General features: G+C 67.7%; 12 protein-coding genes and 7 pseudogenes. 8 read left to right on the top strand and 11 right to left on the bottom strand.

What is annotated here, in order from left to right; all coding sequences use genetic code 11:
- Positions 1 to 11: 11 nt before the first annotated feature.
- The 3 genes and pseudogenes from AQJ54_RS44740 to AQJ54_RS42800 form a co-directional block, all read left to right on the top strand.
- Positions 12 to 709, top strand: a pseudogene (locus AQJ54_RS44740) (IS110 family transposase); the annotation flags it as partial.
- Positions 710 to 811: 102 nt separating this feature from the next.
- Positions 812 to 1,562: pseudogene (locus AQJ54_RS44735) on the top strand (transposase).
- A complete protein-coding gene (locus tag AQJ54_RS42800; RefSeq protein ID WP_248845606.1) occupies positions 1,559 to 1,948 on the top strand; it encodes a hypothetical protein in 390 nt (129 codons plus the stop codon). The pseudogene AQJ54_RS44735 and the gene AQJ54_RS42800 overlap by 4 nt, the downstream one beginning before the upstream one ends.
- A gap of 232 nt (positions 1,949 to 2,180) precedes the next feature.
- Here AQJ54_RS42800 and AQJ54_RS42795 read toward each other — a convergent pair whose 3' ends face one another.
- Entirely contained in the window at positions 2,181 to 2,795 is a 615-nt protein-coding gene (locus AQJ54_RS42795) for a TetR/AcrR family transcriptional regulator (RefSeq protein ID WP_062247042.1), read from the bottom strand.
- Positions 2,795 to 3,643: an oxidoreductase gene (locus AQJ54_RS42790; protein ID WP_062247040.1), complete on the bottom strand. Its 849-nt coding sequence runs from the start codon at positions 3,641 to 3,643 to the stop codon at positions 2,795 to 2,797. Before AQJ54_RS42790 ends, AQJ54_RS42795 begins: the two co-directional genes overlap by 1 nt.
- 203 nt (positions 3,644 to 3,846) lie before the next feature.
- On the opposite strand from AQJ54_RS42790, the pseudogene AQJ54_RS42785 reads away from it, so the two are divergent.
- Positions 3,847 to 4,254, top strand: a pseudogene (locus AQJ54_RS42785) (transposase family protein); the annotation flags it as partial.
- Between the two features lie 45 nt (positions 4,255 to 4,299).
- Here the strand turns inward: AQJ54_RS42785 and AQJ54_RS42780 are convergent.
- The 3 genes and pseudogenes from AQJ54_RS42780 to AQJ54_RS44725 form a co-directional block, all read right to left on the bottom strand.
- Positions 4,300 to 5,037, bottom strand: coding sequence for a DUF6461 domain-containing protein (locus tag AQJ54_RS42780; protein WP_062247038.1), 738 nt, complete (start codon positions 5,035 to 5,037; stop codon positions 4,300 to 4,302).
- 397 nt (positions 5,038 to 5,434) lie between these two features.
- A pseudogene (locus AQJ54_RS47955) lies at positions 5,435 to 5,631 on the bottom strand (transposase family protein); the annotation flags it as partial.
- Between the two features lie 11 nt (positions 5,632 to 5,642).
- Positions 5,643 to 6,709: pseudogene (locus tag AQJ54_RS44725) on the bottom strand (IS110 family RNA-guided transposase).
- Positions 6,710 to 6,892: 183 nt separating this feature from the next.
- On the opposite strand from AQJ54_RS44725, the gene AQJ54_RS42775 reads away from it, so the two are divergent.
- Positions 6,893 to 7,237, top strand: a complete 345-nt coding sequence (locus tag AQJ54_RS42775) for a hypothetical protein (RefSeq protein WP_159055674.1) — start codon at positions 6,893 to 6,895, stop codon at positions 7,235 to 7,237.
- Positions 7,238 to 7,248: 11 nt separating this feature from the next.
- Here AQJ54_RS42775 and istB read toward each other — a convergent pair whose 3' ends face one another.
- The 5 genes and pseudogenes from istB to AQJ54_RS42755 form a co-directional block, all read right to left on the bottom strand.
- Complete coding sequence (istB, locus tag AQJ54_RS42770) at positions 7,249 to 8,031, bottom strand: IS21-like element helper ATPase IstB (RefSeq protein WP_062247035.1); 783 nt, start codon at positions 8,029 to 8,031, stop codon at positions 7,249 to 7,251.
- Positions 8,028 to 9,668, bottom strand: a complete 1,641-nt coding sequence (gene istA / locus AQJ54_RS42765) for an IS21 family transposase (RefSeq protein ID WP_062247058.1) — start codon at positions 9,666 to 9,668, stop codon at positions 8,028 to 8,030. Before istA ends, istB begins: the two co-directional genes overlap by 4 nt.
- 473 nt (positions 9,669 to 10,141) lie before the next feature.
- Complete coding sequence (locus tag AQJ54_RS42760; RefSeq protein ID WP_248845607.1) at positions 10,142 to 10,825, bottom strand: IS110 family transposase; 684 nt, start codon at positions 10,823 to 10,825, stop codon at positions 10,142 to 10,144.
- A gap of 82 nt (positions 10,826 to 10,907) precedes the next feature.
- Positions 10,908 to 11,066: pseudogene (locus tag AQJ54_RS44720) on the bottom strand (GNAT family N-acetyltransferase); the annotation flags it as partial.
- Between the two features lie 215 nt (positions 11,067 to 11,281).
- The gene (locus AQJ54_RS42755) at positions 11,282 to 11,974 is read right to left on the bottom strand and encodes an SDR family oxidoreductase (protein ID WP_062247031.1); all 693 of its coding nucleotides are present in this window, start codon (positions 11,972 to 11,974) and stop codon (positions 11,282 to 11,284) included.
- A gap of 177 nt (positions 11,975 to 12,151) precedes the next feature.
- On the opposite strand from AQJ54_RS42755, the gene AQJ54_RS42750 reads away from it, so the two are divergent.
- Complete coding sequence (locus AQJ54_RS42750) at positions 12,152 to 13,078, top strand: helix-turn-helix transcriptional regulator (RefSeq protein ID WP_062247029.1); 927 nt, start codon at positions 12,152 to 12,154, stop codon at positions 13,076 to 13,078.
- 113 nt (positions 13,079 to 13,191) lie between these two features.
- On the top strand, positions 13,192 to 14,025 hold the full coding sequence (locus AQJ54_RS42745) for a 2,3,4,5-tetrahydropyridine-2,6-dicarboxylate N-succinyltransferase (protein WP_062247027.1): 834 nt from the start codon (positions 13,192 to 13,194) through the stop codon (positions 14,023 to 14,025).
- 38 nt (positions 14,026 to 14,063) lie between these two features.
- On the opposite strand, the pseudogene AQJ54_RS42740 reads toward AQJ54_RS42745, so the two are convergent.
- A pseudogene (locus AQJ54_RS42740) lies at positions 14,064 to 14,903 on the bottom strand (IS5 family transposase).
- 440 nt (positions 14,904 to 15,343) lie between these two features.
- On the opposite strand from AQJ54_RS42740, the gene AQJ54_RS42735 reads away from it, so the two are divergent.
- Entirely contained in the window at positions 15,344 to 16,213 is an 870-nt protein-coding gene (locus tag AQJ54_RS42735) for an IS5 family transposase (RefSeq protein WP_062247025.1), read from the top strand.
- The last annotated feature ends 23 nt before the right edge of the window (positions 16,214 to 16,236 follow it).

Genomic DNA, 16,236 nt, shown 5'->3' with positions numbered 1-16,236 from the left:
GTGTGCGGGAGTTGGGCATGTTCGCCGAGTACGGCGACACCGAGCAACACTCGATCCCGGTGGCGATCGAGACCTCCCACGGTCGTCACCGTACTGCGGCAGGGCAAGCGGAAGGTCTTCGCGATCAACCCGATGGCCGCCGCCCGCTACCGCGACCGGCACAGCGTCTCCCGCAAGAAGTCCGACCCGGGCGACGCCCTGGTGCTCGCGACCATCCTGCGAACCGACATTCACGCCCACCGGGTCTTGCCCGATGACAGCGAACTGGCCCGCGCCATCGCTGTCCTCGCCCGCGCTCAGCAGGATTCCACCTGGAGCCGCCAGCAGCTTGCCAACCAGCTCCGCTCCCTGCTGCGCGAGTACTACCCAGCCGCCCTGGCGGCGTTCGAGCCCTGGAAGAACGGTCTCTGCCGCTCTGAAGCCCACGAAGTCCTCAAGCTGGCTCCAACTCCCACGCGAGCTGCTCGACTGCCCGTGCCCAGCTCCAAGCAGCCCTCAAGCGGGCCGGCCGCCAACGCGGCATCGAAGCCGAGACCGAACGCCTGCGTGAGATCTTCCGCGAGGACTACACCCACCATCCTGCCCTCGTCGAGGACGCGCTCGGTGAGCAGATGCTCGCCCTCCGGGTCCAGCTCCAGCCACCTGCACCGCTACCTACGACCTCGCTCAGGCGGTGGAAAAAGCTTTCCCTCAGCATCCGGACGCTGAGAGGGCGGTATGTGACGTGACGCCGCGTTTGTTGTCGCTGGAACGTGTGGCACAGGCATATCGGGAACTGATCGGGGAGTCCTGGCGTGCTGGAGTGTTCTTCGTGAGCGACCGCCAGCCCTACAACAGCGACTTATCCGACGAGCGGTGGGCCCTGATCGAGCCCGTCATCGCCTCCTGGAAGGCTCGGCATCCCTCCGTCAGCGGCCATCAAGGCGCCTACGAGATGCGGGAGATCGTCAACGCCCTGCTCTACCAGTCCCGTACCGGCTGCCAGTGGGACTACCTCCCCCACGACCTGCTGCGCTGGCAGGCCCGCGAGAGCCGGGGGCGCAAGGCCGACCCGAGCCTGGTGGTGCTCGACACCCAGAGCCTGCACGCGGCCGTCGGGGTGCCCGCCGGCACCACCGGAAGGAATGCGGCAAAAAATAGTCCCGGGCCGCAAGCACGGCCTGGCAGTTGATGTTCTCGGTCTGGTGATCGCGGTGGTGGTGCTGGCCGCGTCCGCGCATGACAACGCCGCCGCCATCGCCCTGCTGGACAAAGTCGCAGCCGACACCGACACGGTGCACAAGGCCCTGGTAGACCAGGGGTTCAAGACTGCCGTCATCGACCACGGGCAGAACGTGGGCATCGATGTCGAAGTCGTCGAGCGCAACCCGGCAGTCGGCGGGTTCGTCCCGCAGCCCAAGAGGTGGGTGGTGGAGCAGGTGAACGGAATCATGATGCTGCACCGCAGGCTGGTACGGGACTACGAGCACCGGCCCGCCTCCGCCGAGTCGAGGGTGTACTGGGCCATAAGCGACCGGATGGCCCGGATGCTGACCGCCACCCCCACCTGGCGCGGCGCATGAGCGGCAGCGAGCTGACCTTGGGAACGGTGCTGGCGCGTCTGGAGGAGCATGAGCGCGAGATCGCCGCGCAGGCCGAGGCCACTCCGGGACGCATCGCGGAACTCATCGGCAATTGGAGGAGTTCGACCGGGTCGCCGAGGAGGTCCGCATCACCCGCAAGACCCTGCTGGCACTGCCTGCTGCCGGACCGTCCGGCCTACCGGCAGATCATGGAGGTGTTCGCCGCGGCCGACGCCCCGCTGCGGGCGCAGGCGGTCTGCGAGGCGATGGATCTGAAGATCGCGCCCAGCAACGTCAACAACGTCAGGCTGAAGCTTAAGCGGCTGGTCGGACGCGGGATCCTGACCGATTCCGAGCAGGGATTGTTCACCCAGCCACGGCCATAGCCACCCGGACGACTGTTCTTGAGTTCACTCGGGGGCGGTTGCCGAGGTCCCGCCGATCTTCACGATCGGCCGGGGTCTTTGTCGTTTCCGGGACTTGTTCGACGGCGTTCGGGGTGATGGACGGCAGCGGTCTGGGGCGGAGGCCGGGTCGGCGGGCTGCCGCAGACTATGGACGGTGGGCTCGGAGTCCGGTGACTCGGTCTTCGCGCCTCACCGTCCACGCCGAGGTGTCTCAGATGGTCAGACCGGCGCTGGTCAGCCAGATGTGTTCGCAGGTCTCGGATGCCTCTTGGAGCTTCTCGCGGGACTCTTGCGAAGCGTGGTAGAAGGTCCGCTCGATCATCCAGCACAGGGCGCGTGCCATCGCTGAGGCTTGGTCCGGTTCGGTGCCGGCCTGGATGCCGGCGCGTTCGAGGACAGCGGTGATGGCCGTGACGAACAAGTCGGCTGTGTGCTTCCACAGTTCGCCGATCTCCGGAACGGTCAGCGACAGGTCGATGGCCGTGCGCATGATCAGGCCGTGCTCGTTCCACAGCTCGACCGTTCGTTGCATGGCTGCTGCGATGGCCTGGCGTGGATCGTCGGTCTGCGCGGTGGCCCGGGACCGTTCCCACAGGTGCTCGACGGTCCGGGCCACGAGCGCGGTGACCACTTCTTGCTTGGAGCCGTAGTAGAAGTACAGGGCGCCGCGTGTGATGCCGGCGCCCTGGGCGATGTCGCCGACGGTCATGGCGTCGTAGCCCTTTTGCGCCAGCAGGGCCTCGCAAGTGTCGAGGATGGCCCGCTCCCGGACATCGCCCTTGCGTTCGGTGGTGCGACGGCTCCGCGCGGGGTGGTGGCCGGGCATCAGAGCTGAGCGCCCTCGGCGAAGTCGGTCGTACGCGAGAGCGTCTCCCACGCGCGGATGTCCTCGTCCACGGCGGTGCGGGCGGCGGTGACCAGTCGCAGCGCGTCCGAGCCCAGGACGAGGTGGGCCGGCGGCTGGTCGACCGACGTGATGTGCACGACCGCTTCCCCGGCCTTGGCCGGATTGCCCAGTTGGTTCCCGCTGGCCTTCTGCCGCGCCTCGCGGATGGGGGTGAACAGCTCGTCGTAGTCGTCGATGGTCTGCGCGGCGCGTGTCATGGAGCGTCCGGCCCAGTCGGTGCGGAAGGACCCGGGCTCGATGGCGGTCACGTGGATCCCGAACTGTGTGACCTCCTTGCCCAGCGCTTCCAAGATGCCTTCCAGGGCGAACTTGCTGCCGCAGTAGGCGGACATGCCGGGCACGGCCATGAGCCCGCCCATGGAGGTGACGGCCATCAGGTGTCCGCGGCGACGCCAGCGCATGTGGGGCAAGGCCGCCTGCAGGGTGGCCACCGCCCCGAATACGTTGACCTCGAATTGCCGCCGCACCTCGGCCAGCGGGGTTTCCTCGAAGATGCCCTCCAGGCCGTAGCCGGCGTTGGCGATGACGACGTCCAGGGGGCCGACGCTCTGCTCCGCTTCCGTGACCACGCTTGAGACGGCGTCGTCGTCGGTCACGTCCAGGATGCGTCCGTGAGCGTGTCCGGGTTTGAGCTCTTCGAAGGCCCGCAGGTCCTTCTCTGAGCGGACCGTGCCGACGACGGTGTGCCCGGCGGCCAGGGCGGCTTGGGCGAAGGCGCGTCCAAGGCCCGTGCTGACGCCGGTGATGAGCCAGTTCCGCTTCTCCATTGCTCCTCCTGAAGGTTTCGCGAGGAGCTGGAGTGCCCCCAGCAGAAAGTCTACACAGTGTCGATTTTTATCGCTGCCGTGTTGATTCTCCCGCGCTTCACGGCGGAACCGGTCGGGCGTATGGGGGCTTTCGGACGTCAGACAGTCGCCGAGGCGCGGCTACGGCGGCGCGGGTTGCGTGGGCTGCCGCTCCAGCGGACCTGTCAGGCAAGCACAAGAAGCACGGAATGAATGTGCAGGTCATCGCCGACCCATTCGGCCGGCTGCTCTGGGCCTCACCGGCGCTGCCCGGCGCCGTCCACGACGTCCGCGCGGCTCGTGAACACGGCATCGTCGACGTCCTGGCCGAGGCCGGCATCAAGTGCTGGGCCGACAAAGGCTACCGGGGCGCCGGTGGAACGGTCCGTACGCCGTGCTGGGGCCGCTGGGAGACCCTCTCCGCAGGTCAGAAGGCCGTGAACCGGTCCCACGCGAAGATCCGAGCACTCGTCGAGCAGGCCATCGCCACCCTCAAGTCCTGGCGGCTCCTTCGCAAACTGCGGTGCTCGACCACCCGGATCACCACACTCGTCCAGGCCGTTCTCATCCTTCATCTGACCAGCTCAGAGTGAGGGTGGGAAGACCCGGTGAATCCGTTCCGGCCTCAGCTTGAGCGCCTACCGGTGGGCATGGACATACGCCTCGCGGATGGGGGCAGGTACATGGCCGCTGTGACCCCAGTTCACGTGGTAGCCGTGCTCGGCGGCCCAGGCACGGATGATGTCGATGTCTGGGTCGGGGCCCAGGCTGAGCGTGCCGCGGACGGTGTAGGCCGGTAGTGGCGCACGCATCACTCTGTTTTTGGGCAGGCACAGCCCGAAGTGGTGCTCGAGCACGGCGAGCGTGAGATGTTTGCCGCTCAGCGCTGAGTGCGCCGGCGCAGCTTGGTGACTCGTCCCGTCAGGGGTCAGGACGCCGCCTGCAACGAGCGCCGGCAGCAGATGGTCCGGATTCTGACCCCAGCGATGTGCCTCCTCCCCGATTCCGAAGCCGCACACCGATTGACCATCACGCAGGTAGTCGAACTGCGCGGGCGGGTGATCTGTCATCGCCACGTATTGGATGACTTCGACACCACCGCGTGATGCTCTGACGGCCAGGTCGTCTCGCCCTGGGTCGGCCAGGTGCAGTACCGCGTAGGACCAGGCACCACATGCCCCAACTCGCACCACGGCGTTGTCGCCGGTCTCCGAGCGATGGAGGAGATGGGTGACATCGGGGCCGGTCAGCTCCACGGCGGCACCGGGCGTGCCGCCCATCCGCACCGCCAGGTCCTCCGGGCTGGTACCCCGGGCGAACACCACGCTGTCTAGCCCTTCGTCCCGGTCGGCCAGCCATCCGATTCCCTCACACACAGGTACTCCCATACGCACAGCGAAGACGGACGCCAGGTAGCGTATCCACGGCCGCTGACAACCGCTGCCGTCCTGTCACGCCGCCTGGTCACAGAAGACCCGCCTCACCACTCGTGAAGTTGGAAAAGGCTCAGTGTGGAGGTCATCGAGGTCAACCGGGCGATGCGTCGGCGGCGGGGCAAGCGCGACACCGTCGACGCGGAAGCTGCCGCCCGACTCGTACTGGGCGGCGAGGCGACCGTCGTTCCCAAGCGCGGTGATAGTCCGATCGAGGCCATCCGAATCCTCAAGATTGCCAAGGACTCTGCCCCTCAAGGCTCGCGTCCAGGCCATCAACCAGCTCAGGGCCGTGTTGGTCACTTCGGAACCAGCCGTTCGGGAACCGCTGGAAGAGCCCGCGTTTAATGCCGGCGGGCACCCGGGGGCCGCGGCCCTGGTAGGCGAGATCGGCCAGGATGGGACGCCCTGGCGCTCACAGATGCGGATGATCCAGTGAGTGCGGGCCGCGGTCAGGTCATGAGCCTGGCCCGGCAACGCGGGTGACAGCCACAGCAGCCGGCCGTCCGGATCGGTGACCACCTGCACTCGATGCCCCTATGAAGCTTCTATATCCCGTCAACCCCAATCGCCGCAGCGGCGTTGTTGATGTGGCGATAGAGGCGTCGGGCGAGGTATCGCTTGAGGCAGCGGCGGATCTCGCGGTCTGTCTTGCCCTCGGTGCGCCGTCGGTCGGGTAGGCGCGGGTTTGGGGGTGATGCACCATGCGGACCATGGCGATGACGTTCAGGGCGCGGTTCAGACGCCTGTCGCCGCCGCGGTTGAGCCGGTGGCGGGTGGTGTTGCCCGATGAGGCGGGAAGTGGGCTTACTCCGGCGAGGGCGGCGAACGCGGCCTCGTTGCGGATCCGCCCTGGGTGAGACCAAGCGACCAGGACGGTGGCGGCGGTGACGGGACCGATACCGGTTTCCTCAACCAGTTCGGCGGCAGGGCTGGCGTCGACCAGTTCGCCTATCCGGTTCGTGTTGTCCGTGATCTCGGCATCGAGGACGAGGATCCTCCTGGCGAGGCGGACGGCCTCGGTGCGGGCCGTCGCGGTGGCGAGGTCTTCCTCGCGGGGGCGCCAACGAGCCATCTCGCCAACTTTCTTGGCACCGAGGGAACGCCGGGCATCGACGCCGAGGTCAGCGGTGCGCACCAGGGCGGTCAGGGCGTTCACAGCCCTGGTTCGCTCGCCGGTGAGTTCGTCCCGCGCGGTGAGGAGAATCTGGGCTGCCGTGCGGATCCCCTCGTCCATCCGTGGGTTGCGCAGCTGCTCTTCGGGGAGCGGAAGTACGGCTGCGGCTATGCGCCGGGCATCGATTGGGTCGGACTTGCCGATTCCGCGGCGCCCGCCGCGGCCCATCCGGGCGGCTTCGGCCACCCGGTAGCCGGCAAGGGCGCTCTGGCGGGCGATCTGGGCCCCGTAGCTGCCGATGCCTTCGATGACCCACAGGGCGCCAAGGTCCCCGCCGGTGCGGCGTCCGACCCAGTTGATCGCGCGAGCCCTGCCGGCGTGGGTGTTGGGGAATGTCTCCGTGTCCAGGTGCTCGCCGTTCGCGGCGAGGACGGCGTAGGTGTGGGTCCTGGCGTGGGTATCGACGCCGACGACGAACGAACGCGTGTGGGCGACAATGGTTGGCTAGGGCGGCCGTCAGCGGCTCCACCAAGGCGAGCCGAATCGGCCCCACTTCTAGGGTGATTCGTGAAGATCAGGCGTCTTGGGGCGGCTCCGGAGGGCGGCCCGACTTGGGACCACCGGGCTGACGAATCAGTCGGCGGCCGTGCGAGGGCATCGGGCATCATGACCTTTATGCCGATGGAGACCGACGACTTGTCCGAGAACGACGCGACGGCCTGCGTTCCGGTCGCCGATGAGGCGACCGGCGAGATTCGGCTGCTGTCCGAGCGGTGCTCGACCTGCATCTTCCGGCCGGGCAACCCGTTCCGGGCCACGATGCCGGAACGGATCCGCAGCATGATCGCTGATGCTGTGGCGGACGAAGGGCATGTGACGTGTCACTCGACGCTGCCGGGCTCGGCGCCCGCGGGTGTCGAGCCAGCGATCTGCCGCGGTTTCGCGGACACGTATGGTGACCGATCGTTGGCCTTGCGGTTCGGGGACGCCTTGGGCCTCATCCGGAAGGTTCCTCCGCCCTCGTGAGCCCGATCGGACTACTTCATCCCGGCGTTCGCTTTGGTGCGGGCCAGCCGGTAGGACTCGGTGCCGGTCTCGATGAGGGTGGCGTTGAAGGTGAGCCGGTCCACGATGGCCGCGCAGAGCTGCGGATCAGTGAACGTCTTTGACCAGCCCGTGAACGCCTCGTTGGAGGCGATCGCGATGCTGTTCTTCTCCTCCCGCTCAGTCAAAACCTGGAAGAGCATCTCGGCCCCGCGGCGGTCGAGTTCGAGGTAGCCGAGTTCATCGATCTCAAGGAGGTCGACGCGTCCGTAGCGGGCGATGGTCTTGCCCAGCTGCTTGTCGTCGGCCGCCTCGACGAGCTCGTTCACCAGAGCGGCGGCGGTCGTGTAGCGGACGCGGTGGCCGGCCATGGCGGCCGCCGTGCCCAATGCGATGAGCAAGTGGGACTTGCCGGTGCCGGAGTCCCCGATCAAACACAACGGGTAGCCCTTGGCGATCCAGTCGCAGGAGGCGAGGCTGTGGATGACGGCCGGGTCGACGTTGGGGTTGGCGCGGTAGTCGAACTCGCGCAGGGACTTCTCGCGCGGGAAGTGGGCGGCCCGGATGCGGCGTTCGGCCCGGCGGCGGTCACGGTCCTCGCACTCGGCGAGCAGGAGCTCGGCGAGGAACCCGGCGTAGGAGAGCCCTTCGCGCTCGGCGCGGGCGATGGTGTCGGCGGCCTGGGCGCGCATGGTGGGCAGCCGGAGCATGCGGCAGGCGGTGTCGATCGCGGCGTCGGATGCCTGTGAGGTGAGCGCGTGGTGGGCGGTGGTCATGGCGACTCCTTGCGGTGAAGGTGCAGCAGTTCGTCCCACTGCTCCAGGCGGGGCAGAGGCCGGACGTCATCGGGCAGGGGCTTGGCCAGACGGTGCGAGGTGAGGTGGCTGACCTGCGGCAACTGCGGGTCCATGGGCTCGGGATGTTCCGGTGCTGCTGGTGACGCCGTGACGGTGGGCGCCCGGCCGGCTGCCTGTGCGGCCTTGCGGGCCTCCAGCGCGACGACGTCCTCGCTGCAGCTGCCCAGCTTCACGGCGGCCCGAAGTCCGGCGATCACATCGGCGTGCTGCTGATGGCGGTGCAGGAGCAGCACCCTGACCAGGGCGGTGGTGCCGTCGTCCTCACCGCGCTGCTGCTTGGCCATGGCCCAGAAAGCTTCATGCGCGGCGGTGAAGGTGCCCTCGGCGCGGGCCTGGTGCAGGGCCTCGGAGCGGTCCAGTGCCCCGGGCTTGCGCAGCAGCACCTCCAGGTAGTGGTCCAGGAGCAGGTGCTCCAGGCCGCGGCCGGCGAGCCGGGCATGCCGGGCGATCTCGCGGCGGCCATCGAAGACGACGAGCGTGTCGCCGGTCAGGTGGACGGTGACCTTGCGGTCGATGAACCGGGCCGGGACGGAGTACGAGCACATCTTCACCGTGATCCGGCTGTAACGGTCGACCCGCGGGTGGAAGGTCATCGCCGTCTCGAACGGATCGGCCGGCAGCGGCAGCAGGTGCGGTGCCTCCTGGGCGAAGTCCTGCCCGATGGTGCGGATCCGCGATCCGATGCGGCGGTTCGCCTCGCGTTCCTCGAACTGGACGAGCCGGAGGTTGAGTTCCTCCAGCGTCTGAACCGTCGGGACGGGGGTGAGGTAGTTGCGGCGGAAGTAGCCGACCTGTCCCTCCACTCCGCCCTTCTCATGGGCCCCGCGAAGTCCCGGCTCGCAGTAGAACGCGGTGAACCCGTAGAACTCGCGCAGCGCGGCCCACTTCGGGTTCTCCTCACGCAGCCGGCTGCGGAAGACGACCTTGCGGACTGCCGGGGTGAGGTTGTCATAGCGCACCTGACCTGCCGGGACACCACCCAGCACTCTCAGGGCGTGCACGTGGCCTTCGAAGAACGCCTGCTGCCCGCAGGACCGTGAGATCCGGTGCACCGACCGCCCCGAGTAGGCCAGCCGGAACGCGAACAGGAAGCACTTCACCCGCTCTCCGGCGAGATCGACCCAGACCTCTCCGAAGTCGACCTCGGCATCGGCGCCGGGCACGTTGTGCCGGGTCAGAAAGCCCTCGGCCGGCACTCCTTCCTCCGCGGCGATCGCCCGGCGGCGGGCGGTGACGAAGTCCCGCACCGTGGTGTACGGAAGCGTGACCCCGAACTCCTCCTCCAGCCGCGTGCCGATCCGCTTGGCGGTGTGCCGCTGCTTGCGCGGTGCCTCCAGATCCGCCCGCAGCCACTCATCAACCGTCTTCTTGTACGGCTCCATCCGCGGAGAGATCCGCACCGGACGCTTACGAGGCTGCGCCACCGGCGAGGCCAACGCCTCCCGCACCAGACGCCGGTGTACTCCGTACTTCCGCGACAACGCCCGGATCGGCAGCCCCAGCTGCCAGCTGTCCCGGCGAATCCGATCGAACAACTCCTGCTTGGACAAGGCCATCCGCAGCACCCACCCTCGGCGGACCACAACCACCGTTCCACCGCAAGGCCCAAGGCGGGGCCACTTCGCCTCGCCACCACCCCTCAGTGCTCCCGAACGCTCCCGCCGGTGGGGCCGATTCGGCTCGCCTCGGTGGAGCCGCTGACGGCCGCCCTAGCCAACAATGGTGTTCACGCGATCGGGATTCCTCTCCGTGAGACGGGTAATCGCGGTCGCTGCGGACCGGCGCCGTGCCCGGGAGAGGTCACTTCGAGGCAGAACTGTGACGGGCCACGGCCCCTGGGGGCCGGGCAGGCTTCTTATCAGGCCACCGAGGTGGGCCGGGTCGACGCAGGCCGCCCGCCGCAGCCGGACAGTTCATAGGCAGGGCACCCTTTGGGGCCACTTTCGTCACGAGTCACGACAGCGACGGGGCGACCGACGTCAACCTTGCCAGCCGGTCCCGGACCAGCCAGGTAAAGATTCACAGTTCGTCAAGCTGCGGTCATCAGAGTCGCTGAAGCATCAGACTGCTGGTGGCGCGTGATCATGTCGGCGCGGATCAGGTGGTATACCTCGCGGGCTGCGTAGCGCTTGAGGCAGCGCATGACCTCACGTTTTCCCTTGATTTCGGCGGTGCGTCGCTCAAGGTAGAGGCGGGTTATCCGCGTTTCGAGCTCGGTGGCTTCGTGTCGAAGCTGCACGACGCGCTGTGCCAGCAGCCGCAGCGTGAAGACCGCAGTGTCGGCTGCCGGGTTGCCCTCGCGGGTGTCGGCCAGTTCTGCGCACCGGCGGAGCAGCCGCGAAAGCGGTTCCAGCTCCTCGCGCAGGGCGGACGGAGCGTTGACCAGCACGGACTTGAGCTGGTTGAGCGCTTGAGTGCGGGCTTTGACCGCGGAGTTCTTCGCCAGCCGGAGCATCCGCAAGGCTTCCACTCGCTCGCCGCCGCTCTTCGGTAGCGCCCGTGCGATGCCGGACAGCGCGGCCCGGGCGGCAGCCTCGGCATCGACGGCGTCGGTCTTGCCGCAGCGGCGCCGGGTGGATCCGTCGGGTTGGTTCACCTCCACCACCGCCACCTGCTGGGCCGCGAGGTAGCGGGCCAGACCCGCACCGTAGGAGCCGGTGCACTCCACCCCGGCCCGCAGCACGGTCCCGCACTGGCGTGCCCAGTCGAGCAGCTGGCGGTAGCCAGCCGCGGTGGCCGGGGCCGAGTAATAGTCAAGACCTGTGGATCGTTGAGTTATCGTCTGATGCTCGGTGTCATCGGATCTCGCCGTCGTGCCATTCGTCGGTGGGTGTAAGCCCCGCGGCGGTGGCGACGGCAGCGGATGCCCGTTCGGGATGGATGTGGGCGATGTCGATTTGCACCGGCTGCCAACTGAGCCAGTCGACAAGTCCGCGGGTCGCTTCGCTGGTGACCATCACTCGAACAGTCCGACTGGACCCTTCGTCCGCCGTACCGCCCTTAGCTTCGGATTAGATCACCAACGAGGCTCCCGAGCAGCGTGATGGAGACGTCAGACATCTCGATCAACAGCCGAGGGTCTCGCTCGTTGCTGCCTCACCCACCGTCACCTGATCGGCGGCCACTCGAGGAAGCTCGGTGAACGGTGTGGTGTGGCAACCGGGCGTGGTCAGGCGGGCTGGCCCATGGGCCGGACGGTCAGGGTGTTGAGGTCCACGCCCGTCGGCTGGTCGAGGGCGAAGCAGATGGCCTCGGCGATGGGCTCGGGAGGCAGCGCGAAGGGGGGAACGCCGGCGCCTCGCCAGAAGGGCGTGTCGATCATGCCGGGGTTGACAAGGGTGACACCGATGCCGCGGGTCGTGGCGAACAGGCGCAGGTTCTCGGCGAGCCCGGTGGTGGCCCATTTGGTGGCCGAGTAGAGATTGGCGGGAGAGTTCTTCAGCCCGGCGACGCTGCCGATGAGCACCAGTCGTCCGCCGGTGGCCTCCAGGTGAGGCAGGGTGGCGTGGGCCAGCAGGGCGGGACCGAGGACGTTGGTGAGAACCATCGGCGCCCACGATGTCGGGTCACCGGCCCCGATGGAGTCGCCGGACATGAATCCGGCGTTGGCCACCGCCGCGTCAAGGGCACCGAAATGCTCAACGGCCCGGGTCACGGCCGCCTCGGTGGCCTGCCAGTCCGCCGCGTCCGCGACCAGGCCCAGCAGACGGTCGGGCTGGCCGGCCTCGTCGAGGAACGCCTTCAGTTTGCCCTCGTCGCGGCCGGTGACCGCGACACGGTGGCCGCGGTCGAGTAGCAGCCGCGCGGTGTGGGCGCCGATACCGCTGGTCCCGCCGGTGATCAGTACAGTCTTGCCGGTCATGGTCGTGCTCCTGACGTTTGGATGGGGGTGGACGGCGGACGGCGATCCGCGGTGGAGGAGTGCCGTTCAAGTCCGCCGACCCCACGAAACCGGCGCCGTCGAGGGCGGACAAGGTCGCGTTTATGGGGGGTACAAACACGACCTCCCTATTGGCCGGACCATGAGTACGGTGGAGGAATGGAATCTCCGTCCGACAACCGCACCGGTGATCCCGCCGGCAACCGTTCGGAAATCCGCGACTTCCTCATCAGCCGCCGTGCCAAGCTCGCCCCGGAGCGGGTCGGGCTGCCCACCAGCCGACGACGCCGGGTTCCGGGACTACGGCGCGAGGAGGTCGCGGCCCTCGCCGGCGTCAGCACCGAGTGGTACACACGGCTGGAGAAGGGCCACATCGGCGGTGTCTCCGAGGACGTGCTGGAAGCAGTGGCGCAGGCATTGCTCCTCGATGAGGACGAGCGCACCTATCTGCTCGAACTGGCCAAGGCGGCTCGCCCGGCCCGTCGCAGTCAGCGTCGCAAGGACGTCAAGATCCCCGCGTCCGTCCAGTGGATGCTGGACTCCATGACCATGGCGCCCGCCTTCGTACGCAACGGCCGTTTGGACATCGTCGCCGACAACGCACTGTGCAGGGCCGTGTATGCGCCGATGTTCGCCAGCGACACCACCGGCGACCGCGGCTGCGCCAATTTCTCCCGGTACTTCTTTCTCGACCCCGGCTCCCGCGACTTCTTCGTCGACTGGGAGGAAGGCGCGAGGGCCACGGTCGCAGTGCTCCGCGCCGAGGCCGGACGTGAACCCGACGACCGCGCTTTGCGTGAGCTCGTCGGCGAACTGTCCACGCTCAGCCCCGACTTCCGCACCATGTGGGCCAGTCACGACGTCCGAATCCGTCACGAAGGCATCAAGCGGCTGAACCATCCAGAAGTCGGCTCCCTGGAGATGACTTTCCGCTCCCTGGACCTGCCCCTGCCTCAGCGAGCCGTACACGACCTGATCATCTACACGGCCGAGCCGGGCACCCCTTCGGAGGACCGCCTCAGGCTCCTCGCCAGTTGGACGGCGCCGCAGACCCCAGCCGCGGAACCGATCCAACCGCCGAACTAACCTCACCCGTTCGTGAGGCGGCGGTCCAGGGATTGAGCGCTCGCTGGACTAACCAGCGAATGTAATAGGCAAACGAGCGGATAGCCCCTCACGCATTGATAGGGTGTCGAGTCATGGCACATGCGAACAGCCCCATCTCCCCAGTTATCGACGACCTGTGGGAACGCCGCACCGAGCTCTCCCCGCGTGATCAGGAAGCCCGCCACCACGTTGTGGAGGCGGTGGATCTTTTGGATACCGGCGCCGCCCGGGTGGCACATGTCGACGCAAATACTGACGAGGTGGTCGTCGATGAGCGCGCCAAGCGTGCTGTACTGCTTTCCTTCAAGCTCCTGGAGATGACCGAGAGTCAGGTCGGGGAGTTCCGCTACCACGACCGCACCCCACTCAAGCAGACGCTCGGCGGCGTCCGCATGGTCCCGGGCGCCATCGCCCGCTGGGGTAGCTACCTGGCCCCGGGCACAGTACTGATGCCGTCCTTCGTCAACATCGGCAGCTACGTCGACGCGGGCTCCATGGTGGACACCTGGGCCACCGTGGGCTCCGCTGCCCAGATCGGCCGCAACGTCCACCTGTCAGGGGGCGCTGGCATTGGCGGCGTACTCGAACCGCCCAACGCCGCTCCCGTCGTCGTTGAGGACGACGCCTTCATCGGGTCCCGTGCGATGGTCGTCGAAGGCGCCCGGGTTCGAAAGGGCGCCAAGCTCGGAGCTGGCGTGATCCTCACCAAGTCCACCCGCGTCTTCGACGCCGAAACCGGCGACGAACTGCCCCGCGGCGAAGCCCCCGCTTGGTCCGTATGCGTGGGCTCGACGCGCGTGAAGAAGTTTCCTGGCGGCGAGTTCGGTCTGCCCTGCCTGCTGGTTCTCAAGCGCCTGCCCGAGGGCAGCGGCCACGAAAAGCTCGCACTCAACGAGATTCTCCGCGACCACGGCATTGCCGTCTAACTGAGCGTTTGGTTCGGTGATTCGTGTTTGGTCCCGGGTCAGGTTCCGCGCCAGTTCGGGGTGGCTTCGCCGGTGAGTCTGCGGGTCGTGAGGTCGATCATCGCGAGGTGGATCCTGGCTTCGGAGCGGTGCGGGTGTCTCTAGTAGTCGTGGGCGAGGCGTCGGTGGTGCATGAGCCAGCCGATGCTGCGCTCGATGGTCCACCGTCTCGGGATGATGGTGAACCCGCGGGCGCCGGGCGGGCGGTGGACGGCGTGGACGTCGATGCCGAGGCGGGCGCCGTGGTCGATGGCGGTGTTGCGGTAGCCGGCGTCCACCCAGGCCTTGGTGATGTGCGGGTGGGCGGCGGCGATGCGGGAGAGCAGGGTCACGCCGGCTGCGGTGTCGGAGACGCTGGCGGCGGTGACCAGCACGGTCAGCAGTAGGCCGAGGGTGTCGCAGCCGAGGTGGCGCTTGCGCCCGATGATTCGTTTCCCGGCGTCCGTGCCCTGGTCCGCGAGGTGCACATTGGCGGAGGTCTTGATGGTCTGGGAGTCCAGCACGCAGGCCGACGGCTCGGCGTCACGGCCCGCGGCTTCGCGGACCAGGCGCCGCAGCAGGCCGGTGAGCTGCTCGAACACTCCGTCCTGCTGACACTTGGCGAAGTACCCGTACACCGTGGCCCACGGGGCGAAGTCGTGCGGGAGGTAGCGCCAGGGGATGCCGGTGCGGTCCACGTACCGGATGGCGTTCATGATCTGGCGCAGGTCGTGTTCGGGCAGTCGGCCGATGTCCAGCGCTCGGGCGCGGCGCTGGTTGCGCCAGGACGTCAGGACGGGCTCGATCAGCGTCCAGCGCGCGTCCGACAGGTCGATGGGATAGGGGGTGTGCGGAGTCATGTTTGTGAAGTAGCCGACCGCCCTCTGCCCCGCCAGCGGTCACAAGGCGGTGCTCGGGGGCGTGTTGGGAGCAGACAGGAGCAGCCGGAACGAAACGATCCCCAGGCGCCGCGGACGCGCCTACTACCCCGTCGACCCCAACCGTCCTGGTGTCGCAGGACTCCGGAAACGTCATCAACTCGACCGAGACAGGACCAAACGCTCAGTATGAGGTCGTTTTCATCTGCAGTGCGGTGCTATCTATCATTTTGCGCCCGCCGATGAGCTGATGCTGGTGAGTCTGCAGGGCGGGTCGCGGCTTGCGGGGCGGATGGTGTGGCATCTGGGGCGTGGGCGGGCCTACGCCCGTCTCATTCCAGGACGCCCGGATCTGTCCCGTGCTTCAGCGCGGCGGAACACACGCCTGGGCGCACGCCCCCAATCGGCGGTACGTCCAGGTCATGACCGACCGTCGTGCGTATCCGAGTGATCTGTCCGATGCCCGCTGGGAGTTGATCGAGCCTGTGCTGTCCGCTTGGCGCTTCGAACGCCGCGGCCGGGCCCTGGACTTCGGCCGGCCGCCCCGGCATGACCTACGCGAGATCATGAACGCGATCCTGTACGTGGACCGCACCGGCTGCCAGTGGGCCTACCTCCCGCACGACTTCCCGCCCCACCAGACGGTCTACGGTTACTTCGCCAAATGGCAGACCGACGGTATTTTCGCCCAGCTCAACGGTCTCTTACGCGAGTTGGTACGCCAGCAGGAAGGCAAGAACCGCCACCCTTCGGCCTGTGTGATCGACGCCCAGAGCGTCAAGACATCCACCTCCGTGCCCGCCAGGACGCAGGGCATCGACGCGGGCAAGAAGATCGTAGGCCGCAAGCGCAGCATCATCACCGACACGCTCGGCCTGCTGCTGGCGGTGCTGGTCACCGCGGCTGGCGTCCAGGACTCCACCGCTGGCCGCACCCTCCTCGAGCAGGCCGCCGCCGACCACCCCACCCTGCGCAAGGTCTGGGTCGACGGCGGCTACCGCAAACACTTCGTCGAGCACGCCGCCACCCTCGGCATCGACCTCGAAATCGTCCAACGCACGCCCGGGACCCGGGGATTCACCCCAATCTCGAAACGGTGGACGGTCGAGCGAACCTACGGCTGGCTGATGCTCCACCGCCGCCTGGCGCGCGACCACGAAACCCACCCGCACCGCTCCGAAGCCATGATCCATCTCGCCATGACCGACCTGATGGCCCGCCGCATCACCGGCGAGAACACCATCTCCTGGCGCCACACGACATCAGCGGATCAAATTCGCATCCCGGGATGAAACAACGGGAGAAAACGACCTCT

Source organism: Streptomyces griseorubiginosus (assembly GCF_001514195.1).
In the GTDB taxonomy this organism is placed as follows: domain Bacteria; phylum Actinomycetota; class Actinomycetes; order Streptomycetales; family Streptomycetaceae; genus Streptomyces; species Streptomyces griseorubiginosus.
The sequence above is the reverse complement of the archived record's forward strand: the minus strand, read 5'-3'. Positions and strand labels throughout refer to the sequence as shown.

Bases quoted from the DNA above. Each gene is read 5' to 3' on its own strand.
- AQJ54_RS42795 (WP_062247042.1), bottom strand. From the start codon at position 2,795: ATGCCCGGCCACCACCCCGCGCGGAGCCGTCGCACCACCGAACGCAAG.
- AQJ54_RS42755 (WP_062247031.1), bottom strand. From the start codon at position 11,974: ATGACCGGCAAGACTGTACTGATCACCGGCGGGACCAGCGGTATCGGC.
- AQJ54_RS42745 (WP_062247027.1), top strand. From the start codon at position 13,192: ATGGCACATGCGAACAGCCCCATCTCCCCAGTTATCGACGACCTGTGG.
- AQJ54_RS42750 (WP_062247029.1), top strand. From the start codon at position 12,152: ATGGAATCTCCGTCCGACAACCGCACCGGTGATCCCGCCGGCAACCGT.
- AQJ54_RS42735 (WP_062247025.1), top strand. From the start codon at position 15,344: ATGACCGACCGTCGTGCGTATCCGAGTGATCTGTCCGATGCCCGCTGG.
- istB (WP_062247035.1), bottom strand. From the start codon at position 8,031: ATGACCACCGCCCACCACGCGCTCACCTCACAGGCATCCGACGCCGCG.
- AQJ54_RS42775 (WP_159055674.1), top strand. From the start codon at position 6,893: ATGGAGACCGACGACTTGTCCGAGAACGACGCGACGGCCTGCGTTCCG.
- AQJ54_RS42790 (WP_062247040.1), bottom strand. From the start codon at position 3,643: ATGGAGAAGCGGAACTGGCTCATCACCGGCGTCAGCACGGGCCTTGGA.
- istA (WP_062247058.1), bottom strand. From the start codon at position 9,668: ATGGCCTTGTCCAAGCAGGAGTTGTTCGATCGGATTCGCCGGGACAGC.
- AQJ54_RS42800 (WP_248845606.1), top strand. From the start codon at position 1,559: ATGAGCGGCAGCGAGCTGACCTTGGGAACGGTGCTGGCGCGTCTGGAG.